The 22,533-nt window shown below is 34.4% G+C and carries 21 protein-coding genes and 2 other annotated features; of the genes, 19 read left to right on the forward strand and 2 right to left on the reverse strand.

The window, feature by feature from the left end; translation table 11 throughout:
- Positions 1-345: 345 nt before the first annotated feature.
- Positions 346-567, forward strand: coding sequence for a YneF family protein (locus JRC48_RS00920; protein WP_235070004.1), 222 nt, complete (start codon positions 346-348; stop codon positions 565-567).
- A 145-nt stretch (positions 568-712) separates the two neighbouring features.
- Here JRC48_RS00920 and JRC48_RS00925 read toward each other — a convergent pair whose 3' ends face one another.
- Positions 713-901, reverse strand: a complete 189-nt coding sequence (locus JRC48_RS00925; RefSeq protein WP_235070005.1) for an aspartyl-phosphate phosphatase Spo0E family protein — start codon at positions 899-901, stop codon at positions 713-715.
- A 26-nt stretch (positions 902-927) separates the two neighbouring features.
- A complete protein-coding gene (plsY, locus tag JRC48_RS00930) occupies positions 928-1,512 on the reverse strand; it encodes a glycerol-3-phosphate 1-O-acyltransferase PlsY (RefSeq protein WP_235070006.1) in 585 nt (194 codons plus the stop codon).
- Positions 1,513-1,760: 248 nt separating this feature from the next.
- Between plsY and parE the strand changes: the two genes are divergently transcribed.
- From parE to pheT, 18 genes are all read left to right on the forward strand, one after another.
- Positions 1,761-3,695: a DNA topoisomerase IV subunit B gene (gene parE, locus JRC48_RS00935; protein ID WP_304941323.1), complete on the forward strand. Its 1,935-nt coding sequence runs from the start codon at positions 1,761-1,763 to the stop codon at positions 3,693-3,695.
- A gap of 3 nt (positions 3,696-3,698) precedes the next feature.
- The gene (gene parC, locus JRC48_RS00940; RefSeq protein ID WP_235070008.1) at positions 3,699-6,107 is read left to right on the forward strand and encodes a DNA topoisomerase IV subunit A; all 2,409 of its coding nucleotides are present in this window, start codon (positions 3,699-3,701) and stop codon (positions 6,105-6,107) included.
- A 192-nt stretch (positions 6,108-6,299) separates the two neighbouring features.
- Positions 6,300-6,569, forward strand: a complete 270-nt coding sequence (locus JRC48_RS00945) for a YabP/YqfC family sporulation protein (protein ID WP_235070009.1) — start codon at positions 6,300-6,302, stop codon at positions 6,567-6,569.
- Complete coding sequence (locus JRC48_RS00950; RefSeq protein WP_235070010.1) at positions 6,562-7,692, forward strand: sporulation protein YqfD; 1,131 nt, start codon at positions 6,562-6,564, stop codon at positions 7,690-7,692. The genes JRC48_RS00945 and JRC48_RS00950 overlap by 8 nt, the downstream gene beginning before the upstream one ends.
- 12 nt (positions 7,693-7,704) lie before the next feature.
- Positions 7,705-8,673, forward strand: coding sequence for a PhoH family protein (locus JRC48_RS00955; RefSeq protein ID WP_235070011.1), 969 nt, complete (start codon positions 7,705-7,707; stop codon positions 8,671-8,673).
- A 15-nt stretch (positions 8,674-8,688) separates the two neighbouring features.
- Complete coding sequence (gene ybeY / locus JRC48_RS00960; protein WP_235070012.1) at positions 8,689-9,162, forward strand: rRNA maturation RNase YbeY; 474 nt, start codon at positions 8,689-8,691, stop codon at positions 9,160-9,162.
- Positions 9,140-9,526, forward strand: a complete 387-nt coding sequence (locus tag JRC48_RS00965) for a diacylglycerol kinase family protein (RefSeq protein ID WP_235070013.1) — start codon at positions 9,140-9,142, stop codon at positions 9,524-9,526. The genes ybeY and JRC48_RS00965 overlap by 23 nt, the downstream gene beginning before the upstream one ends.
- Positions 9,527-9,540: 14 nt before the next feature.
- Positions 9,541-9,945, forward strand: a complete 405-nt coding sequence (gene cdd, locus JRC48_RS00970; RefSeq protein WP_235070014.1) for a cytidine deaminase — start codon at positions 9,541-9,543, stop codon at positions 9,943-9,945.
- Positions 9,945-10,853 (forward strand): GTPase Era, encoded by a 909-nt coding sequence (era, locus tag JRC48_RS00975; RefSeq protein WP_235070015.1) that lies wholly within the window; start codon positions 9,945-9,947, stop codon positions 10,851-10,853. Before cdd ends, era begins: the two co-directional genes overlap by 1 nt.
- A gap of 109 nt (positions 10,854-10,962) precedes the next feature.
- Positions 10,963-11,124, forward strand: a complete 162-nt coding sequence (locus JRC48_RS00980; RefSeq protein ID WP_235070016.1) for a YqzL family protein — start codon at positions 10,963-10,965, stop codon at positions 11,122-11,124.
- A 4-nt stretch (positions 11,125-11,128) separates the two neighbouring features.
- Positions 11,129-11,869, forward strand: coding sequence for a DNA repair protein RecO (gene recO / locus JRC48_RS00985; protein WP_235070017.1), 741 nt, complete (start codon positions 11,129-11,131; stop codon positions 11,867-11,869).
- Between the two features lie 203 nt (positions 11,870-12,072).
- Positions 12,073-12,249 (forward strand) — a binding site (T-box leader).
- Positions 12,250-12,326: 77 nt separating this feature from the next.
- A complete protein-coding gene (locus tag JRC48_RS00990; RefSeq protein ID WP_235070018.1) occupies positions 12,327-13,700 on the forward strand; it encodes a glycine--tRNA ligase in 1,374 nt (457 codons plus the stop codon).
- Positions 13,701-13,759: 59 nt separating this feature from the next.
- A complete protein-coding gene (gene dnaG / locus JRC48_RS00995) occupies positions 13,760-15,556 on the forward strand; it encodes a DNA primase (RefSeq protein ID WP_235070019.1) in 1,797 nt (598 codons plus the stop codon).
- Positions 15,557-15,569: 13 nt separating this feature from the next.
- On the forward strand, positions 15,570-16,934 hold the full coding sequence (gene rpoD, locus JRC48_RS01000; protein WP_235070020.1) for an RNA polymerase sigma factor RpoD: 1,365 nt from the start codon (positions 15,570-15,572) through the stop codon (positions 16,932-16,934).
- Between the two features lie 11 nt (positions 16,935-16,945).
- Positions 16,946-17,623, forward strand: coding sequence for a class I SAM-dependent methyltransferase (locus JRC48_RS01005; protein ID WP_235070021.1), 678 nt, complete (start codon positions 16,946-16,948; stop codon positions 17,621-17,623).
- Between the two features lies 1 nt (position 17,624).
- Positions 17,625-18,731: a Nif3-like dinuclear metal center hexameric protein gene (locus JRC48_RS01010; protein WP_235070022.1), complete on the forward strand. Its 1,107-nt coding sequence runs from the start codon at positions 17,625-17,627 to the stop codon at positions 18,729-18,731.
- A gap of 78 nt (positions 18,732-18,809) precedes the next feature.
- Positions 18,810-19,014: a binding site (T-box leader), on the forward strand.
- Between the two features lie 47 nt (positions 19,015-19,061).
- On the forward strand, positions 19,062-20,090 hold the full coding sequence (gene pheS, locus JRC48_RS01015; protein ID WP_235070023.1) for a phenylalanine--tRNA ligase subunit alpha: 1,029 nt from the start codon (positions 19,062-19,064) through the stop codon (positions 20,088-20,090).
- An 18-nt stretch (positions 20,091-20,108) separates the two neighbouring features.
- Entirely contained in the window at positions 20,109-22,526 is a 2,418-nt protein-coding gene (gene pheT, locus JRC48_RS01020; RefSeq protein ID WP_235070024.1) for a phenylalanine--tRNA ligase subunit beta, read from the forward strand.
- Positions 22,527-22,533 lie beyond the last annotated feature (7 nt).

Raw genomic sequence — 22,533 nt, forward strand, 5'->3', positions numbered from 1 at the left:
CTTTTTATTATTTAGGTATTAAAAAAGTCATTTAGCCGCGAAGCGTGTATAGTTATTTCGTGTTAACTAAAAATAAGAGTGATGATAGATTTTTCACGCTTAAAAAACTTTCAGCTACATGACTATTTAACTATTAAAGTCATTAATGAATGAAGTTGGTATCCAATGACGAAAAACATTTGTGCTTTTATAAAGATCATCATTTTAATTTAAAAACGTTATCAAATAGTGTGTGTCAGGGTAGGGGTTTCGCCTATAATCACTTGACAGATTGACCATAATCTAGTATAAATTGAATATAATAGTGGTCTATTGAATAGTAAAATATGTTTGGAGGAAATAGATATGTTAACGAACTGGTTATTCTGGTTATGGATTATTATCGCCTTATTAGTAGGAGCCGTTGTTGGATTTTTTGTTGCCCAACGTCAATTAAAAAAATATTTACAAAAAAATCCACCTATCAATGAAGAAGTGGTTCGTACAATGATGATGCAAATGGGACGCACACCTTCTCAAAAACAAATTAACCAAGTAATGAAACAAATTAACCAAAATATGAAGTAAGAACTAGTAAAGCATTGAAGTGATCAAAAGTCATTTAATGCTTTTTCTTTTTTAAAACTTTTGATAGCTAATTAACATCATTAATGATTAGGCTCTTTCTTATTAAAATGAAGACAAATAAAAAGAGCCGAAACGGCTCTTTTTATTATAATTGATGTTTGTGTGTCATATATTCATTAACAACAACGTCAAGTTCCTGGCTTTTAGCAACGGTTAATTCATGAACCATCCCAAAATTTTTAACTAACTCATGTAATTCAGCTTTTATTTTTGTAATTCGATCATAAAGCATTTTTGTTTCAGTTGATGTTGTTGAAAAAGTAGTTGCTTTCATTTGGCTCCCCCCTGAAAGATTTCTTCTTAGAAGAATGAAACTTTATTCTCTGTTCCGTTTAAAATACGTTTATAATTTGGAATATGCTTCACAATAATAAGTGCAGCAAAGATTGAAAGCATTACTCGTGCAGTTAAGTCATAAGGTCCACACCATATAATAATAACAGCAGCAATAGAAATGATCGTTGATGATAAAGATACCATTTTCCAAATCTTAAGAGTAATAACGAAAATAACAAAGAGTGTCAAAAACAGTAGTGGAGAGTAAAATAATATAATCCCTGCACTTGTAGCAACTGCTTTTCCACCTTTGAAATTAGCGAAAATTGGATAAATATGACCGACTAAAGCAAAGACAGCAATAAATAAAGGTGAAATAGTCGCTCCGCCATAACTAGCGATTAAGAAGGCTAGTCCCCCTTTTAAAATGTCTAGAATAAAAACAATTGATCCACCTTTTTTACCTAAAATACGAAATGCATTTGTGCTTCCTAGGTTTCCAGATCCATAGTTACGAATATCTTTTTGATAAAATGTTTTCCCAATGACTAATGCAGAAGGGAATGATCCTAATAAATAGGCTATAATGATTAAAGCTATATTTATCATGTAAATCCTCCTTTTTTGTAGAAATATTATAGCATATAGGAGAAAGATATTAGGTGAAATTACAAAAAAAAAATAAAAAACTTAATTTTCGACATATTTCACGGTGTAATTCGTAATCTAATTAATGTATAATACTTTTATTTTGTACGGAAATAAAAACATCAGTTCGTAATTTATAAAAATAATATCTTTTATTCTGCGTTAAAATCTTTTAAAATGAGATAATGGAAAGAGAAAGGAGTGTCATCATGTCGACGCACTTAAATTATAACGAAGATTCGATACAGGTACTTGAAGGATTAGAAGCAGTACGCAAAAGACCTGGGATGTATATTGGTTCGACAGATAGTCGAGGATTACATCATCTCGTTTATGAAATTGTTGATAATGCTATTGATGAAGTTTTAGCCGGATACGGTAATCATATAAAAGTTACTATTCATGAAAATAATAGTATTAGTGTCCAAGACAGTGGGCGTGGAATTCCAACAGGAATGCATAAGTCTGGAAAACCAACTCCAGAAGTTATTTATACGGTCTTACATGCTGGTGGAAAGTTTGGTACAGGTGGTTATAAAACGTCAGGTGGGTTACACGGTGTAGGGGCTAGTGTTGTCAACGCCTTATCTGAATGGTTAGAAGTGACAATCAAACGTGATGGAGTCATTTATCGTCAACGTTTTGAAAAAGGAGGCCATCCTGTTACTGGGTTAGAGGTGATAGGAAAGACTAAAGAAACAGGAACATTAGTCACATTTAAGCCAGATCCAGAAATTTTTTCGACAACGGTCTATTCTTTTGATATATTAAGTGAACGTTTACGCGAATCTGCGTTTTTATTAAAAGGACTTAAAATTGAACTTATTGACTTACGTAATGATAAAGAAGAATCCTTTTATTATGAAGATGGAATTAAGTCATTTGTTAGTTATTTAAACGAAGGTAAAGATACGTTACACGAAGTGGTTTATTTTGAAGGGGAAAGTCAAGAAATTGAAGTTGATTTTGCGTTTCAATATTCAGCGAGTTATTCAGAAAATATTTTATCTTTTGTTAATAATGTTCGTACCAAAGATGGTGGGACGCATGAAACAGGTGCAAAAGCTGTTTTAACGCGTATTTTTAACGATTATGCTCGTCGTAATGGATTACTGAAAGAAAAAGATAAAAATTTAGAAGGTGCTGATATTCGTGAAGGATTATCAGCAATTGTATCTGTTCGTATTCCAGAAGCTTTATTGCAATTTGAAGGTCAAACAAAGGCAAAGCTTGGGACACAAGAAGCTCGTTCAGCAGTGGATAACGTAATTGCTGAGAAATTAACGTTCTTCTTTGAGGAAAATGGTGCGGTAGCGACGCAGTTAGTTAAAAAAGCGTTGAAAGCGGCACAAGCACGCGAAGCAGCACGTAAAGCACGTGAAGAGGCACGTACAGGTAAAACAAAAAAGAAAAAAGAAACGAATTTATCAGGAAAGTTAACACCTGCTCAAACAAAAAATCCTCAAAAAAACGAACTGTTTTTAGTCGAAGGGGATTCAGCGGGTGGATCAGCAAAACTAGGTCGTAATCGTGCCTTTCAAGCGATTCTTCCGTTACGAGGAAAAGTCATTAATACGGAAAAAGCTAAGATCGAAGATATCTTTAAAAACGAAGAAATTAATACAATGATTTATACCATTGGTGCAGGTGTGGGTCCAAACTTTGAATTAAATGATGTCAACTACGATAAAATCATTATCATGACCGATGCCGATACAGATGGTGCTCATATTCAAGTGTTATTACTGACGTTCTTCTTCCGCTACATGAAGGAACTAGTAGAGGCAGGGAAAGTTTATATTGCGTTACCGCCACTTTATAAAGTTTCAAAGGGACAAGGTAAAAAACAGGTTATTGAATATGCATGGACAGATGAAGAGTTAGGTGAAGTTATTTCTAAGGTTGGAAAAGGTTATACCCTTCAACGTTATAAAGGTCTTGGTGAGATGAACGCTGACCAGTTATGGGATACGACTATGAATCCTGAAACGCGCACATTAATTCAAGTAACCATTGAAGATGCTGCAGATGCTGATCACCGAGTGACGACACTCATGGGAGATAAAGTTGAACCACGTCGTGAATGGATTGAGCAAAATGTCGACTTTACCATGGAAGATGATTATGATATAGAGAGGGTGTAATAGATGGACAAAGCTACCCAAGAACGTGTGCAAGTCATGCGTTTAGAAGACATTATGGGTGATCGTTTTGGACGTTACTCAAAATATATTATTCAAGATCGTGCATTACCAGATGTGCGAGATGGACTAAAACCCGTTCAACGTCGTATTTTATATGCGATGTATAAAGAAGGAAACACATATGAAAAACCATTCCGTAAATCAGCTAAAACGGTTGGTAATGTAATTGGTAACTATCATCCGCATGGAGATACTTCGGTTTACGATGCGATGGTACGTTTATCTCAAGATTGGAAAGTTAGAGATCCACTTGTTCAAATGCATGGAAACAACGGGAGTATCGATGGAGATCCCGCTGCTGCGATGCGTTATACAGAGGCTCGTTTATCAGCGATTTCTGGGTTATTATTAAAAGACATTGAAAAAAATTTAGTTGATTTTATTCCAAACTTTGATGATTCAATGACAGAACCAACGGTTTTACCTGCCTTTTTCCCTAATTTATTAGTGAATGGTGCAACTGGGATTTCAGCGGGATATGCCACAGATATTCCACCACACAACTTAGGTGAAATCATTGATGCTGTTATTTATCGAATGAATCATAAACAATGTGGATTAGATGATGTTTTAACGTTTGTTCAAGGACCTGATTTTCCAACAGGTGCTATTATTCAAGGGGAACAAGAGATTAAAAAAGCATATACCACAGGAAAAGGGCGTATCGTTGTTCGCTCAAAAACTGAAATTGAACCGATTCGTGGTGGACGTGAGCAAATTGTTGTCACTGAAATTCCATATGAAGTCAATAAGGCTAACTTAGTTAAAAAGATTGATGATCTTCGCATTGATAAAAAAGTTGAAGGAATTATGGAAGTTCGCGATGAGACGGATCGAAATGGATTACGTGTTGTTATCGAATTGAAAAAAGATGTTAAGTCAGAAACGGTATTAAATTACTTATTTAAAAATACTGATTTGCAGATTTCATATAACATTAATATGGTCGCTATTTACAACAAACGTCCGTTATTAATGGGGTTATTAGAGTTAATAGATGCTTACATTCAACATCAAAAAGAAGTTGTGACTAACCGTTCAAATTTTGAACTGAAAAAAGCACGTGAACGTCAACATATTGTTGAAGGATTAATTAAAATGGTATCTGTACTAGACGAAGTGGTTCGAATCATTCGTCAATCAAAAGATAAGTCAGATGCTAAGAAAAATTTAATTCAAGCGTTTGATTTTAGTGAGCGTCAAGCGGAAGCAATCGTCATGTTACAGCTATATCGCTTAACAAATACCGATGTCACAGCGCTTGAAAAGGAAAACGAAGAATTAAATGAAACGATCGAGCGCTTAATGTCAATTCTAAGTAGTGAAACTAACCTATTAAAAGTGATTCAAAATGAGTTAAAATCAGTGAAGAAACAGTTTGAAACACCACGTCGTAGTGTCATTGAAAAACATATTCAAGAAATTAAAATTGACGAAACGGATATGATCGTTAAAGAAGATGTCATGGTGGCCGTTACAAAGGATGGATATGTTAAACGTACAAGTTTACGTTCATATAACGCGACGAAATCAGATATCCCAGCGATGAAAGATGGAGACGAATTAGTAGCTAAACTTCAATTAGATACATTACAAACGTTGGTGATGTTTACAAATAGAGGAAGTTTTATCTACTTGCCAGTCTATAAACTACCAGATTTTAAATGGAAAGATATTGGTCAGCACGTTTCAAACCTAGTTACCATTGACTCAGAAGAAAAAATTATTGCAGTTTATGCTGTTTCTGATTTTAAAACAGAAGAGTATTTCTTCTTCACGACTAAAAACGGAATGATTAAAAAGACGCGTTTAAGTGATTTTGAAGTTTCACGTTATCATCGGGCAATGGTTGCGATGTCAGTCAAAGAAGATGATGAATTAATGTCTGTCATCCGTTGTACATTTATGAATGATGTGATCATGGTTACTAAAAAAGGATATCTGTTAAAATTCAGTGATGATGAAATTACTCCAACCGGACTTAAAGCGATGGGAATCAAGGGAATTCAAATTGGGGCTGATGACGAATTAATTAAAGTTATTTTGGCATCTGTTAATGATGAGTTATTATTTGTAACGCAACGCGGAAATGTTAAAAAATTAAAGGTAAAAGATATTGCCTTATCGACGCGTAATAAAAAAGGATGTTTAGGAATCAAAGCTATTAAATCAAATCCTCATCAATTTGTTGATTGTTTAAAAGTTTCACCTAAACAAGACATCTCCATTGTCACGATGGATGGAACAACTAAGCTCAATACAGCGTTATTAAAACCTGTTGATTTAAATTCAGTGGGAACAAATATGGTTGATTCACCTGTTCTTAAATTTATGATTGAAGATACCGAATAAAAAAATCGATTCTCTTATGAGAATCGATTTTTTTATTGGCTTTTAGGTACTAGTAAGTGTCGATTAGATAACTTTTTATTGTTATTTTAAAATTATGAGAAGCATTCTTAAGGAAATATTCATATTCATAAGTGTTGACTCATACAATCTTATGAGTATATGAAGAGTAAAGACAAAAATGATGGTGATAAAATGGAAATGGTTAATAAAGTTGAATCATTAATCTTTAAGCAAGCTTTGAATTATCCGCTTATTCAGCTCATACAAAATAAAACCGTCATTGTAAATGATCGTTGTACGGTAGAACATTTCACAGAGGAGTCTTGTATTTTAAAGACCCCTGATCATAAATATATGATTTTAGGGGTTAATTTGCGGATTAAAGAGTACGGTGATTTAGTCATTAGAATTGAAAGTGATAGCATAAAAAAAATAGAAATAGTCGGTGATAAGAATGAATAACAAATGGTTAAGTATCTTCATTGCAAAAGTTCAAATTTTAGTGCCTTCTATGCGAGAAGTCACCCAACTCAGACAACAAAAAATTATGATTTATGGAATTAAAAAACATTCAGATGGCTATTTGGTTACAATCCGTAAGGATGTAGCCAAAGAGCTAGAAATGCAATATCCTATCGTATTAGAACTATCGATTTACCCTTCATTATTAAAGGTGATTGTTCCAATTGCTGTATTAACTTGTTTCTTGATGATTTTAATGAATAATCACACGATTGGTTATCGTGTCGATGGAAACTTAAACACTCAGGAACAAGAAGTTTTAGAGTCTTTATTAGAACCACACTTTAAACAAGTTGGCCCTTTTTACTTTTTAAAGAGTGATCTTTCAGATATAAAATCAGAGCTTAGTGATTACTATAATGAGTATGTTTGGATTAATGTTTATCGTAAAGGAACTGATGTTATCGTTGAGGTTTACAATACACCTGTTGATGAAAGAGATAACTTAGACGGCTATACGGATACACTATATGCCAAGCGTTCAGGACTGATTAAAAATTATAAAGTTTCAAGTTGCCGAGTCTTAGTTGAGCAAAACCAAGTGGTTAAAGCAGGCGATCCATTAGTCACTTGTTATGTTGAACAACCATATACGACAGAAATTATTCCAATTGACGATACTGCTAAAGGAGAAGTTTGGGCGGATACTTGGTATGAAGCAACTATCACAGCAGAAAAAAGTTATGTGGAAGAAGGATATACTGCTAATAAACAAACCGCTTATGTTTTACATTTAGGTGGAATGGAATTTACATTTCCGACCAAAGAGTTGCCTTATGAAAAATATGAAGAGGTTAACAAACAGTATAATCCGCTATTTTTCATGAAAGAATCGCCCCTTTATTTAGAAAAAAAGCAATATTATGAAAAAAGTGATATAATAAAAGTAAACACTTCTGATGAATTAAAAGCAAATCTTCTGACACTTGTTAAAAATTCTTTTAAAGAACAAACAGATGGTGAGTTTATCATAAAAAATTTGGAGATAATAACAGAAGAAGAGACAGAGACACAATTTATTTTTAAGTGTCATCTGACGATATACGAAAATATTGCCTATTAGAGGAGCTGAATTATGAGTAAAGACCCTATTAAAATACCAGCAGTGTTTGAAACAATCGATGAAACTATTTCAGTTGTTGGTCACCATGATAAGCATTTAAAAATTTTTGAAGATTACTATCATGTTGACATCTCACTTAGAGGTGATCAGTTATATGTATTTGGTGACGAGAAAAAAGCTGAAATTATTCGCGAAGTCTTACTAGCACTTGTTGACTTACACCGAAAAGGTAAAGAAATTACCGAGCGTGATGTACTATATGCGATAAAAATGAACGAGCAACATCGTTTAAAAGAGTTAGAGTCTTTATTTGATGAACGCTATAAAATCATTAAAACGGTGCAAGGAAAAACAATTTATGCGAAAACATTCAATCAAAAAGACTATTATCGAAAAATTCAAGATAATGATCTTGTGTTTGGAATGGGACCTGCTGGAACAGGTAAAACGTATTTAGCTGTCGTTATCGGTGTGGCGTTACTTAAGAAAAACATCGTTCGTAAAATCATTTTGACACGTCCTGTTGTAGAAGCGGGAGAAAATTTAGGATTCTTACCTGGAGATTTAAAAGAAAAGGTTGATCCATACTTACGCCCATTATACGATGCATTATATGATGTACTCGGACTTGAGCAAACAGAAAAAATGATTGAACGTGGAATCATTGAAATTGCACCGCTAGCTTATATGCGAGGTCGTACCCTTGAAGATGCTTATATTATTTTAGATGAAGCACAAAATACAACGAAACAACAAATGAAAATGTTTTTAACACGTTTAGGATTTAACTCAAAAATGGTGGTAACAGGTGATGAAACGCAAATTGATTTACCAAAACCAGTTAAATCAGGATTAAAACATGCAAAGGAAATTTTACATGGTGTTAAAGGAATTGAATTTGTTCAATTTGAAACAGTTGATGTCGTTCGTCATACGCTAGTTCAAAAAATTATTGAAAGCTATGAAAAGACAGGTGAATAAAAAGGAGCAACACATATGGGAGTAGATATTCAATTTTATAATCAAACAAACGAATCAGTTGAATCATACGAAGCAATGATCACAAAAGTGGTTCATGAGACCATTAAACAAGAACAATTAGCAAATGAAATGTTAGAGTGTAGTTTTATCTTTGTTGATAATGAACAAATTCGAGAAATTAATGCCACTTATCGACAAAAAGACGCAGTAACAGATGTGATAACATTTGCGATTGAAGATGAAATGCCAGGAGAAATTAAAATTCAAGGGATTCCAATGCCACGAATGCTTGGAGATGTATTTATTTCATTACCTAGAACACGTGAACAAGCTGAACGATTTGGTCATTCTTTTGAACGTGAGTTAAGTTTCTTAGCTGTTCATGGATGTTTACACTTATTAGGCTATGATCATTTAGAGCCTGAAGAAGAGAAAGTCATGTTTGGTAAACAGGAGGATGTCTTAAATGCGCTCGGAATTCGACGTTAAAGAAGCACATTCCGTTAAAGCATTAATTAAATCTTTTAAACATGCCTTTTTTGGCATCTTGACATCTTTTGTAATAGGGCGTAATATAAAGGTCCACTATACAGCATTATTGGTTGCTGTTTTAGGTGGCCTTTATTTTGGTATCAGTAAATTAGAGTTTCTCGCTATTTTATTAATTAGTGCTCAAGTGATTAGCTTAGAGATGGTGAATACAGCGATTGAACGAACGGTGGATTTAGTTACGTCTGATTATCATGTTTACGCCAAAATTGCAAAGGATGTTGCCGCTGGAGCGGTTTTGATCGCGTCAATTATCGCGGTTATTATTGGGGGAGTTATTTTTCTTCCATATATTTTTAATTAGTAGGTGAAGAGTTAATGAAAGAAAAGTACGCAGATTTAATTACAGCAGCAAAAGAAGCTTATAAAAATGCCTATGTTCCATATTCAAAATTCCCAGTTGGGGCAGCTTTAAAGTTAAAAGATGGTAGTATCATTAATGGAGCCAATGTTGAAAATGCTTCATACGGATTAACAAACTGTGCTGAACGTTCAGCGTTATTTACTGCTTTTTCAAAAGGTTATCGTCGTGAAGACTTTGAGGCTATCGCCGTTGTTGCAAACACGGATCGTCCAATTTCTCCATGTGGAGCATGTCGTCAAGTCATCAGTGAATTAATGCCACAAGATGCCCAAGTTATTTTATTAAGTAACAAAGATGAAGTTAAAACATATACCGTCGCAGACTTATTACCATATTCATTCACATCGGAGGATTTATAATGAATCATGCAACATTCAAATCAGGATTTGTTTCAATTATTGGACGCCCTAATGTTGGAAAATCGACATTTTTAAATAAAGTATTAGGAAAAAAAATCGCAATCATGAGTGATAAGCCTCAAACGACTCGTAATAAGATTCAAGGGGTTATTACTGATCACGATACACAAACAATTTTTATCGACACGCCAGGAATTCATAAACCAAAACATGAGTTAGGAAAATTCATGACCGATTTAGCAATCGGAACGTTAAATGAAGTTGATGCCGTGATGTTTATGGTTAATGCAACAGAAAAATTAGGACGTGGAGATCGTTTTATTTTAGAACATTTAAAAGCAGTTAAACAACCGGTCTTTTTAGTCATTAATAAAATTGATTTAATTACGAAAGAAGATTTATTAGCTGTTATTGCTGCATTTAAAGAAGAGCATGAATTTGCTGGAATTATTCCGATTTCTGCAAAAACAGGTGAAAATATCGAAACGTTACTTGAAGTTATTAAGGAAGAACTTCCTGAAGGGCCGCAGTTTTATCCTTCTGACCACATTACCGATCATCCTGAACGCTTTATCATTTCAGAATTAATTCGTGAAAAAGTGTTACACTTAACTCATGAAGAAGTTCCACATTCAGTGGCTGTTGTCATTGATAAAATTGAAAAAGTAGAAGGTAAAAATGTGATCGATGTCATGGCTACCATTGTTGTAGAACGTCCATCACAAAAGGGAATTTTAATTGGTAAAGGTGGGAAGATGCTAAAAGACATCGGAACATTAGCTCGTAAAGATATCGTCAAATTATTAGGAACAAAAATTTACCTTGAGTTATGGGTAAAGGTTCAAAAAGATTGGCGTAATAAAAAATTGTACTTAAATGACTTTGGATACAGTGAAAAAGAATATTAATTCGACTTTTTAAGACAAAAATGTAATAAGCTCTCATAGATTTTCGTTTCCGAGACATACTAGTTACAGGGGCAAAAATAAAAGCGTAGCTAGTAAGAAGGGATAATACATGAATAGTCTAGAATGGGAAGTCTTTAAACGTACAGGAAAAATTGATCACTATCTGTTAATGAAGGAGTCAGAACATAAGTTAACAGTAGACAATTCTAATACTGAGTTCTCAGAGGAGATTGCTGATGTAAAGCCTGCTAAAGTTACAGAGGAGGAGTAATGGCGTGGCAATTGAGGTTGAAGGAATTATATTGAAGAGCTTTAATTATGGTGAACATCATAAAATTATTAAAGTTCTGACTGAGAATCAGGGGGTTATTGGTGTTTTTGTACAAAATGCCAATAAAATTAATACAAAAAAAAGTGCACTTGTTCAGCCGCTGACCTGTGCACATTTTAATTTAAAACCCTCAACTAACGCAAATAGCAATCTCTATTATGTTTATAGTGGAGATGTTATTGATTATTACTTAAATCTAAAATTAGATTATGAAAATATGACTTACTTTTATTTCATGATTGAATTAATATTAAAAGGCATGTCAGAGTCAGAGTTTAGCTCTTATATCTATCGAATGCTAAAGAATTTTTTAGAAGCAGCTGATCAAGGATACTCAGCTTATTTACTAAGCCTTATTTTTCAATTAAAACTCATGCCTCTCATTGGAATTGCTCCAATCATGGATTGTTGTGCTGTTTGTCAAAGCACTGAGCACATTGTAACATTAAGTGTTCGTCAAGGCGGATTGGTTTGTGCTAAATGTTATTTACCACAAGAACCGATTGTTGTTGACGCCTCGCTAATTCCCATCGTTAGAGCTCTATACAAAGTGGATATTGATCACTTGCCTGAGATTGAACTTGAAAAAGAGTTGCTTCTACCGATTGAGCAATTCTTAGATGCTTATTATGACTCGTATGCGGGCTTGCATCTGAAAACTAAAAAATTTATTAAAGAATTATAAAAAAGAGCCGAGGGGCTCTTTTTTTATCTTAATGTGTCAAAGGACATACATATCTAGTTAGAGTTGGTGACAAGATAGGACAGAAAGTCAATTAAAATGATGATATTTTTATAAAAATTTCATTTTTTCGTCGGTGTTTTTCATGTTTTTGTATATTGTGTTTTAAGTATTGATATAATATAATAGTAGTAGTATAATGCAATATTTATGTGAAGACGAAGAGTAGTACTTTAGAGTATTTGAATGATAGCGAGTCTGGGAAGGTGGAAGCCAGGTTTCAAGATCTTAAGGAAGGGAACTTCTGAGCATAGTTAACAAAGTGGTAAAGTGATGAACTTTACAAATAGGGTGGAACCGCGGGAATAACTCTCGTCCCTATGCTCGTGGCATAGGTATGGGAGTTTTTATTTTCTCTATGTTCACGAACTAAAAGTTTGTTAAGTAAAGGAGTGTTGACATGAGTCAAGTAACAATGGAAAAAATCGTAAACATGTGTAAAACACAAGGTTTTGTTTACCAAGGAAGCGAAATTTACGGTGGGTTAGCTAATACTTGGGATTATGGACCATTAGGTGTTGAGTTAAAAAATAACGTTAAAAAAGCTTGGTGGAAAAAATTCATTCAAGAATCACCATATAACGTAGGATTAGACAGTGCTATCTTAATGAATCCTCAAACTTGGGTTGCATCAGGGCACGTTGGTGGATTTAGTGATCCTTTAATGGACTGTAAAGAATGTAAAAGCCGCCATCGAGCAGATAAGTTAATTGAAGATCATGGAGATGACATTGTTGCTGATGGATGGACAGAAGAGCAAATGATGGCTTATATTCGTGAGCATAACATTGCTTGTCCAGAGTGTGGGGCGCATGACTTTACAGATATCCGTCAATTTGAATTAATGTTTAAAACACATATGGGTGTTGTTTCAGATGATAAATCAGCTGTTTATTTACGCCCAGAAACAGCACAAGGAATTTTTGTTAACTTTAAAAATGTTCAACGTACAAGTCGTAAAAAAGTTCCATTTGGTATTGGACAAATCGGAAAATCATTCCGTAACGAAATCACACCAGGAAACTTTACATTCCGTACACGTGAATTCGAACAAATGGAGTTAGAATTCTTCTGTAAACCAGGTGAGGATGGACAATGGTATGAATTCTGGAAACAATATTGCTGGAATTGGTTAGTAAACTTAGGAATGAACCCAGACCATATTCGCCAACGTGAGCATTCACCAGAAGAATTAAGCCATTATAGTAATGGAACATCAGATATCGAATATAAATTCCCATTTGGTTGGGGAGAGTTATGGGGAGTTGCTAACCGTACAGACTTTGACTTAAAAGCACATATGGCTGAATCGGGAGCAAACTTTGAATATCAAGATCCAACAACAAATGAAAAATATGTTCCATATTGTATTGAACCATCAGTTGGAGCTGATCGTGTAACATTAGCATTCTTAGTTGATGCTTATGAAGAAGAAACATTAGAAAATGGAGAAACACGTGAAGTATTAAAATTCCATCCAGCTTTAGCACCATATAAAGTAGCTGTTTTACCATTAGTTAAAAAGTTAAACGAGCAATCGTTAGAAGTATTTGCTGAGTTATCAAAACATATGATGGTTGACTACGATGAAGCGGGAACAATTGGTAAACGTTATCGTCGTCAAGATGCGATCGGAACACCATTCTGTGTGACATTTGACTATGATTCATTAGAAGATAAAAAAGTAACGGTTCGTCATCGTGACACAATGGAACAAGAGCGTGTGGCAATTGATGAATTAGTTGATTATATTACTTCAAAAATTCAATTTTAAGATGATTAATTAGAGTTGAATTTTGAAAGACTAAAATAGATAGGAAGAGGGTGAATTCCATGGGAAGAGGCCGAATTCCACAAGAGTTATTTGATCAGGTTATACAAAAAAGTGACGTCGTTGATGTAATTAGTGACTATGTACAATTGAGTAAAGCAGGAAAGAACTATAAGGGTTTATGTCCTTTCCATGGGGAAAATACTCCCTCTTTTGTTGTTTCACCTGATAAAGGGATTTATAAGTGTTTTGGTTGTGGAGAAGGAGGAAACGTTGTTTCGTTCGTCTCTTCAATCGAAGCTATTTCATATCCTCAAGCGGTTTTAAAGCTGGCTAAACGTGCCGGAATTGAAACAGATATTGTTTTACAGTCTGATGAATCCATTCAAGATGCTAAGTTTAAAAATGAATTTGATATTTTGGAGTTTGCTAAAGGGTTTTATCATTATTATTTAAATCATACGAAAGAAGGAAAAATGGCGTTAGCTTATTTACATGATCGTGGAATGAGTGATGAAACCATTGCTAAGTTTGGAATCGGGCTTGCACCTTCTTATTCGGATGCTTTAGTTAAAACCTTAGCAAATAATCGATATTCATTAGAAGTGGCCGTGAATTTAGGACTTCTCAATGAACATCAAGGACAATATTATGATCGATTTAAATCACGAATCATGTTTCCAATCTTTGATAAAGTAGGACATGTGGTTGGATTTAGTGGTCGTGTGTTTTTAGAAGGGGATACGAACTTAGGAAAGTATGTTAACTCACCTGAATCAACCATTTTTCAAAAGGGGAAATTAATTTATCACTTAAATGACGCTAAGCTTGCGATTCGTCGACATAACCGTGTGTTATTGTTTGAAGGATTTTTAGACGTTATTTCTGCTGTTGAAGCAGGATTTGTTGAATCAGTTGCCACGATGGGAACTGCGTTAACGGAAGATCATAGCCGTGAACTTCGTCGCTTAACGGATCAAATTATTTTATGTTTTGATGGGGACAAAGCGGGACTAGCTGCGGCAAATAAAGCAATTCCTATTTTAATGGCACAAAACTTTTCAATTAGTGTTGTTGAAATTCCAAATAAAATGGATCCAGATGAATTTATAAAGACATATGGAAAAGAGGCTTTTTCTAAATTAATTGATCAAGCCATTCCAGCTATTGACTATCAATATCGTTACATTAAAAGACAGTTTAATTTAGAGTTTGTGAGTCATCGCGAACAATTCAAACGTCAAATTTATCATTTTGCCTATACGCTGCAAAGCCACACGCTACAAGAGCTAATTTTAAAGAAATTGGCGTATGATATTTCAATAGGTGAGCAAAGTATTTTACAGGAGTTCAATAGTAGCAAAAGTCAAGTGTATAAAAATTCCAATATGAACAACAATAAAAACGGAAACCGACAAATACATGCAAGACAATTGCGAGATACTAAATACGAACGTTCTGAAAAAATGTTAATTCACTACATGTTAAAGGAAAGACGTGTCGCTTTACAGGTAGAAAAAGAGCTAAATGGTTATTTGAATGATCCGATACGTCGTAACATTGTGTTGTATATCTTAGATTATTATACGACGCATGAAACGATGAATTTACAATATTTCTTAAATTGGATTGATGAGGCATTAGTAAAACCAATTACAGATATTATATTTGAATGCGAATCACTCCCACCTCTTGCAAGCGAAGAGGTGATTCATGATTTAATTTCTGTCGTCAAAGAATATGTTTATAAGGTTCAAATGGAACAGTTAAAAAAACAAATTAGTGAAGCAACATTAGATCGCGAAAAATTGGAATTACTAGGTAAAGTAAATCAACTCAAACAGCAGTTTGGGAAGTAGAAGGAGTGGTTTTATGTCAAATCCGGTACTTGATGAAAAAAAGATTTTAGAAATCAATAACCAATTAATTAAACTAGGAAAAAAACGTGGTTATTTAACATATGATGAAATCAATAATAATTTTGAACAAGTTCAATTAGATCCAGAAATGATCAGTTCATTTTTAGACTTATATGATGCAGAAGGAATTAATATTGTTAAATCTGAAAAAATTGTTGAACCAGAAGAGACAACTGAAGAAGACGATACAGTTTTAATCTTACCTGATTTCGACACAGAAGATAATGAGGATGCAATTCCGGCTGATTTTAACGCTGAAGATGAAGTTGATTTAGAAGAAAAATTCGATGACTTCGAATTTACATCGCAATTTAAAATTAATGATCCAGTTCGAATGTATTTAAAAGAAATTGGACGTGTTGAATTACTATCTAGTCAAGAAGAAATTAACTTCGCGAAAAAGATTGAACGTGGAGATATTTCAGCTGAAATTTTAGAACTACGTCGTCGTAATGAACCACTTCCAACTGAGTTATTAGAACGTATTGAATCATTAATCAAAGATGCTGGAGAAGCTAATGATGGAAATGAATTTTTAATTGGGATTACAGAATTAAGTGATGAAGAATCACGCCGCGTTATTCATGAAGGTGAGTATGCTAAAAAACGTCTAGTAGAAGCTAACTTACGTTTAGTTGTTAGTATTGCAAAACGTCACGTTGGACGCGGAATGTTATTCTTAGATTTAATTCAAGAAGGAAATATGGGACTTATTAAAGCGGTGGAAAAATTCGACTACCGTAAAGGATTTAAGTTTTCAACTTATGCAACGTGGTGGATTCGCCAAGCGATTACGCGTGCGATTGCAGACCAAGCGCGTACGATTCGTATCCCAGTTCATATGGTTGAAACGATTAACAAATTAGTTCGTATTCAACGCCAATTAGTTCAGGAATTAGGACGTGAACCATTACCTGAAGAAATTTCTGAAAAAATGGGAATCTCACCTGAAAAAGTACGTGAAATCTTAAAAATCTCTCAAGAGCCTGTTTCATTAGAATCACCAGTTGGAGAAGAAGACGATTCACATTTAGGAGATTTTATTCCAGATGCAGATGCTTTATCACCATCTGAATTTGCTTCAAATGAAATGCTTAAAAAAGAATTAGATGATGTGTTAGAAACATTGACTGATAGAGAAGAACGTGTTTTACGTTTACGTTTTGGTTTAGAAGATGGACGTACACGAACACTTGAAGAAGTAGGAAAAGAATTCGGTGTTACTCGTGAGCGTATCCGTCAGATCGAGGCTAAAGCATTACGTAAGTTACGCCACCCATCTCGTAGTCGACGTTTAAAAGACTTCATGGAAGAATAGGACTTAATCAGATGAATTATGAATTATCATTACGTTTACAAACTTGTTTAAATGCTCTAACACCGCTACAAACAGTAGCGGATGTTGGAACAGATCATGCCTACCTACCTTGTGTAGGTATTTTAAATGGAAAATTAAAAAAAGCCATTGCTGCAGACATTGGAAAAGGTCCATTAGAAGCAGCTAAAACAACGATTCAGCGATATGGTTTAACTGAGCAAATTGAAACAAGATTAGGCCCAGGATTAACAGTGCTTCATCCTTCAGAAGTTGAAGGCGTTGTTATTGCTGGAATGGGCGGTAAGCTAATTGTTTCAATTTTAGAAGAAAATTTATTGTTAACGCGATCATTTGAACGACTCGTATTACAACCTAATATCGATGCGAATGTATTACGTGATTGGCTTTCTCAACATCAATTTAACATCATTGATGAAAAGATTGTCTTAGATGAAGGTAAGTTTTATGAGATCATTGTTGCGGTACCCGTTGAGCACTCAATGAATTATAATGAATTAGATATTGAATTTGGTCCAGTTTTACGATTAGATCAGACCAATGAAATCTTCCATGCTAAATGGAGTAAAGAGTTTATGAAGAATCAATCGATTATTGAACAATTACCGACTGATCACCCAAGAGTTGAAAGTTTAAAACAACGTCAGGCTTTATTAAAAGAGGTGTTATAAAATGGTTCTTACGATTTCAGATATCATTAAACAGTTAGAGACGTTATTTCCTAAACATTTAGCTTATGATAAAGATCCGATTGGCTTACATATTGGAAATGTTAATCGTCCGCTAACAAAAGTTTTAGTGACGCTTGATGTCACACAGGCTGTCGTAGAAGAAGCGATTGAATTGGGAGCAAATTTAATTGTTGCTCATCATCCATTTATATATCATCCACTCGCTTCAATTAATACGAATACTCCAAAAGGTAAAATCGTAGAGCTATGTATTAAGAACGATATTTGTGTTTATTCTATGCATACTAATTTTGATATTGCTAAAAACGGGATGAATGATTGTTTAGCTCATGCATTAGGATTAATTCATACGAAACCTTTGATTCCGACTAAACGTGAGGAATATTCAAAACTTATTATTTATGTTCCCGCTACACATCTAGATGTTGTTCGTGAAGTTATGGGAGAAGTGGGAGTTGGACAAATTGGTGCTTACTCACACTGTACATTTACCACTTCGGGCACAGGGGCATTTAAACCTTTACCAGATAGTCAACCTTTCATTGGGCAAGTTGGAGAAATTGAATATGTAGATGAAATGAAAATTGAAGGCGTAGTTAAAACAGCGAATCTTCATCAAGTGATTGAAAAGATTAGAGTGGTTCATCCTTATGAAGAGATGGCTTATGATGTTTATCAATTAAACGTTACGATGCCAAATGAACAATATGGACTAGGACGTATTGGACAACTAGAACAACCGATGGAAGCTGCTGAATACATTAAACACGTCAAACAGTCATTAAATCTTTCACATGCTCGTTTCGTTGGAAACTTAAATAAAAAAATTAAAACAGTTGCCGTTATTGGTGGAAGTGGATCAAGTTACATCGGTCCTGTTAAAGCTAAAAAAGCAGACTTATTTATTACAGGTGACGTTGGATTTCATGATGCACAAGATGCATTAGAGATGGGATTAAATGTTTTAGATGTAGGACACCATGCGGAATGTATTATGAAACAGCATGTCACTCAGTTATTAAATGATTTAATGGGTGAAGTGGCGATCGCTTCAACGTTAAGCACGGAACCTTTCCAATTCGTGTAGTCAGTTTAAAAAATGACTAAATGTCATAAAATATTGTATATTTTTATTAGAATGTATATAATAGAGATAAGAAAAAATAAAAAAACGTTGAATAAGGCGTAGTAATAAGGATTTTGCTATTTAGGGAGAGGATGTCTGAGACTGGAAGCATTCTTATAGTTAAACTTATGAATTCACCTTACGAGTGATGCTAATCACATCCGGTTACGGCCGTTATTCGTTTAAGAGGTTAAGTCTTTTGACTTAGCAATAAAGGTGGTACCGCGTGTGAAACGTCCTTTTTTAAGGACGTTTTTTTATTTTTTAATTTAATAGTTTGGAGGAATTAAGATGCTAGATCGATTAAAACAATTACAAGTCGAAGCTTTATCAGAAGTAGCAACTACCACTGATTTAAAAGAATTAAATGATCTTCGCGTAAAATACCTTGGGAAAAAAGGTCCCATTCAAGAAGTGATGAAAAATATGAAAGACATGGCACCAGAGGAACGTAAAAGTGCTGGTCAAGTTTCAAATGAAGTGAAAACGGCTATTTCACAAGCGATTGAAAGTAAAAAGACAGAATTAGAAGCTTTAGCGATTCAAAAACAATTAGAAAATGAAACGATTGATGTGACATTACCAGGTCGAACAAATCATATTGGAGTCGTACATCCATTACAAGCCGTAACAAATGAATTAGAATCATTATTCATTTCGATGGGGTATACAGTTGAAGAAGGTCCAGAAGTTGAGTGGGATCATTACAACTTCGAACTTTTAAACTTGCCTAAAGGACACCCAGCACGTGATATGCAAGATTCATTCTATATTACAGAAGAGTCGTTATTACGTACGCATACTTCTCCTGTTCAAGCACGTGTCTTAGAAGCTGCTAAAGGTAAAGGACCAATCAAAATTATTTGTCCAGGTAAAGTATACCGTCGTGATGATGATGATGCGACTCACTCTCATCAATTTACACAAATCGAAGGATTAGTTATTGATACAGATATTACAATGGCAGACTTAAAAGGAACGTTATTAGAATTAGCTCGCAAAATGTTTGGTGAAGATCGTGAAATTCGTTTACGTCCATCATTCTTCCCATTTACTGAACCATCAGTTGAAGTAGACGTGACATGTTCAAAATGTTCAGGATGTGGATGTAACATCTGTAAAGGAACAGGATGGATTGAAATTTTAGGTGCAGGGATGGTGCATCCAAACGTTTTAGAGATGTCTGGATTTGATTCTAAAACATATCAAGGATTTGCTTTTGGAATCGGAGCAGAACGTATTGCCATGCTTAAATATGGGATTGAAGATATCCGTAATTTCTATACAAATGATTTAAGATTTATTAATCAGTTTAAGTAAAAATAGGAGGTCGTATAGATGTTAGTTTCAGTCAACTGGTTGAGTCAATATATTGATTTAAGTGACATTGATCCAAAAGAATTAGCAGAAAAAATCACAAGAACAGGAATTGAAGTTGAATCAGTTAATATTTTATCAGATGCAACAAACGTCGTTATTGGATATGTTGAAGAGTGTATTCAACATCCAAACGCTGATAAATTATCTGTTTGCCAAATTAATGTTGGTGGAGAAGAAGGCGTATTACAAATCGTTTGTGGAGCAAAAAATATTGCAGCTGGGCAAAAAGTTATCGTTGCAAAACCAGGAGCTGTGTTACCAGGAAACTTCAAAATTAAAAAGTCCAAATTACGTGGTGAAGTTTCAAATGGAATGTGCTGTTCATTAAAAGAATTAGGAATTGAACAAAAATTAGTACCTCAAGCGTATGCAGACGGAATTTTCGTATGTGCTGAAGATGCTCCAGTTGGAATGGACGCATTAGAATACTTAAAGTTTTATGATACAGTGATTGAACTTGGATTAACTCCAAATCGTATGGACTGTTTATCAATGTATGGGGTAGCTTATGAAGTGGCAGCTATTTTATCACGCGATGTGAACTTCAAAGAGGTAACAGTGGCAGAAGTTCAAGAATCAGCGAAAGATTTAATTAAAGTTAGCTCAAAAACTGAGAAAGCACCGTTATACTTATCAAGAGTTGTAAAAAATGTTGAAATCAAAGAATCTCCACAATGGTTACAAGCCTATTTAATTGCGGCAGGAATGCGACCTAAAAACAATGTCGTTGACATTACGAACTATGTCATGTTAGAAATGGGACAACCGTTACATGCCTTCGATTACGATACGATTGCTTCTAAAGAAATCGTTGTTCGTGAAGCAGTGGCTGGTGAAACAATTAAAACATTAGATGGTCAAAATCGCGAGTTAGCTGAAGGAGACATCATCGTAACAGACGGTGAGAAGCCAATTGCAATCGCAGGTGTCATGGGAGGAGAAGCAACAGAGGTTACGGATCAAACAGTAAACGTCTTATTAGAATCAGCGTTATTTGATCGTTTATCTGTTCGTAAAGCATCGACTCGTTTAGGATTACGCTCTGAATCATCAGCACGTTTTGAAAAAGGAATCGATCCAAATCGTACAGCATTAGCTCTTGATCGTGCTGCTCAGTTATTGACTGAATTAGCTAATGGGCAAGTTTGTGAAGGAGTCGTTTCATTCGACGAGTTAACAGTTGAACCAGTTAGCATTTCTATTACAGCTGAAAAAATTAATTCAGTTTTAGGAACAGCTATGAGTAATGAAGAAGTAGCAAATGTTTGGACTCGTTTAAACTTTACATATGATTTAACGGACGATGTGTTTACGGTACATGTGCCATCTCGTCGATTAGATATTACAATTGTTGAAGATTTAATTGAGGAAGCGGGACGTATTTACGGTTATGATAATATTCCAACGACTCTACCTTCAACAGATATTAAAGGTGGATATAAACCAATCCAATTAATGCGTAATAAAGCACACCAAACTTTAATGGCTTGTGGTTTAACACAAGTGATTACGTATTCATTAACAAGCGCTGAAAAAGCACAGCAATTTTTATCAATTCCAGCTAATAAAAAAGAATTAGTCAAATTAGCGATGCCTATGAGTGAAGATCGTTCAAATTTACGTCAATCAACGATTCCTCAATTATTAGAAGTGGTTCGTTATAATAACGCACGCACAATTGAGAATGTTGCTATTTATGAAATTGGAAAAGTTTATGGTCAAGTTGATGGAACATATACAGAAGAAACAAAAATTTCAGGTGCAGTGACAGGAAAAATGATCACTAATAAATGGCAAGCAAAAGTTGAAAAAGTAGACTTCTATGTCGCAAAAGGTTATGTTGATGCTGTTTTAACTGAGATGGGTCATTTAAATGTCACTTATCGTCCAGTTATCGCTGATGAATACAAAGAGTTCCATCCAGGACGTACGGCCATGATTTATGTGAATGATGTTTTAGTCGGAGTAGTCGGACAAGTACATCCAGAATTACAACGTGAATTAGACTTACATGAAACATACGTATTTGAATTATCATTAGATGTCTTATTCGGACTAGAAAGTTCAAAACCGGCTTATGAAATAGTACCAAAACATCCAGGAATGACACGTGACATTGCGTTAGTCGTTGATCGTGAAGTGTTAGCAGATCAATTAGTTCAAACGATTAAAAACGCTGCAAATCACTTATTACAAACAGTTGAAGTCTTCGATATCTACGAAGGTAAAGGTGTCGAAGAAGGTAAGAAATCTGTGGCGATTTCACTTTATTACTTAGATCGCGAAAAAACATTAACAGATGAAGATTTACAACCAACACATCAAAAAGTATTAAATGCTTTAACAGAAGAGCACAACGCTGTTTTACGCGGATAATTGAAAG

This window comes from Turicibacter sp. TJ11 (assembly GCF_021497505.1).
Classification (GTDB): domain Bacteria; phylum Bacillota_I; class Bacilli_A; order MOL361; family Turicibacteraceae; genus Turicibacter.

Coding starts and splice junctions, on each gene's coding strand:
- JRC48_RS00945 (WP_235070009.1), top strand. CDS start 6,300: ATGGAAATGGTTAATAAAGTTGAATCATTAATCTTTAAGCAAGCTTTG.
- parC (WP_235070008.1), top strand. CDS start 3,699: ATGGACAAAGCTACCCAAGAACGTGTGCAAGTCATGCGTTTAGAAGAC.
- JRC48_RS00925 (WP_235070005.1), bottom strand. CDS start 901: ATGAAAGCAACTACTTTTTCAACAACATCAACTGAAACAAAAATGCTT.
- JRC48_RS00920 (WP_235070004.1), top strand. CDS start 346: ATGTTAACGAACTGGTTATTCTGGTTATGGATTATTATCGCCTTATTA.
- era (WP_235070015.1), top strand. CDS start 9,945: ATGAATCATGCAACATTCAAATCAGGATTTGTTTCAATTATTGGACGC.
- JRC48_RS01010 (WP_235070022.1), top strand. CDS start 17,625: ATGGTTCTTACGATTTCAGATATCATTAAACAGTTAGAGACGTTATTT.
- cdd (WP_235070014.1), top strand. CDS start 9,541: ATGAAAGAAAAGTACGCAGATTTAATTACAGCAGCAAAAGAAGCTTAT.
- parE (WP_304941323.1), top strand. CDS start 1,761: ATGTCGACGCACTTAAATTATAACGAAGATTCGATACAGGTACTTGAA.
- rpoD (WP_235070020.1), top strand. CDS start 15,570: ATGTCAAATCCGGTACTTGATGAAAAAAAGATTTTAGAAATCAATAAC.
- JRC48_RS00955 (WP_235070011.1), top strand. CDS start 7,705: ATGAGTAAAGACCCTATTAAAATACCAGCAGTGTTTGAAACAATCGAT.
- dnaG (WP_235070019.1), top strand. CDS start 13,760: ATGGGAAGAGGCCGAATTCCACAAGAGTTATTTGATCAGGTTATACAA.
- JRC48_RS00965 (WP_235070013.1), top strand. CDS start 9,140: ATGCGCTCGGAATTCGACGTTAAAGAAGCACATTCCGTTAAAGCATTA.
- JRC48_RS00980 (WP_235070016.1), top strand. CDS start 10,963: ATGAATAGTCTAGAATGGGAAGTCTTTAAACGTACAGGAAAAATTGAT.
- JRC48_RS00950 (WP_235070010.1), top strand. CDS start 6,562: ATGAATAACAAATGGTTAAGTATCTTCATTGCAAAAGTTCAAATTTTA.
- JRC48_RS00990 (WP_235070018.1), top strand. CDS start 12,327: ATGAGTCAAGTAACAATGGAAAAAATCGTAAACATGTGTAAAACACAA.
- pheS (WP_235070023.1), top strand. CDS start 19,062: ATGCTAGATCGATTAAAACAATTACAAGTCGAAGCTTTATCAGAAGTA.
- JRC48_RS01005 (WP_235070021.1), top strand. CDS start 16,946: ATGAATTATGAATTATCATTACGTTTACAAACTTGTTTAAATGCTCTA.
- ybeY (WP_235070012.1), top strand. CDS start 8,689: ATGGGAGTAGATATTCAATTTTATAATCAAACAAACGAATCAGTTGAA.
- pheT (WP_235070024.1), top strand. CDS start 20,109: ATGTTAGTTTCAGTCAACTGGTTGAGTCAATATATTGATTTAAGTGAC.
- plsY (WP_235070006.1), bottom strand. CDS start 1,512: ATGATAAATATAGCTTTAATCATTATAGCCTATTTATTAGGATCATTC.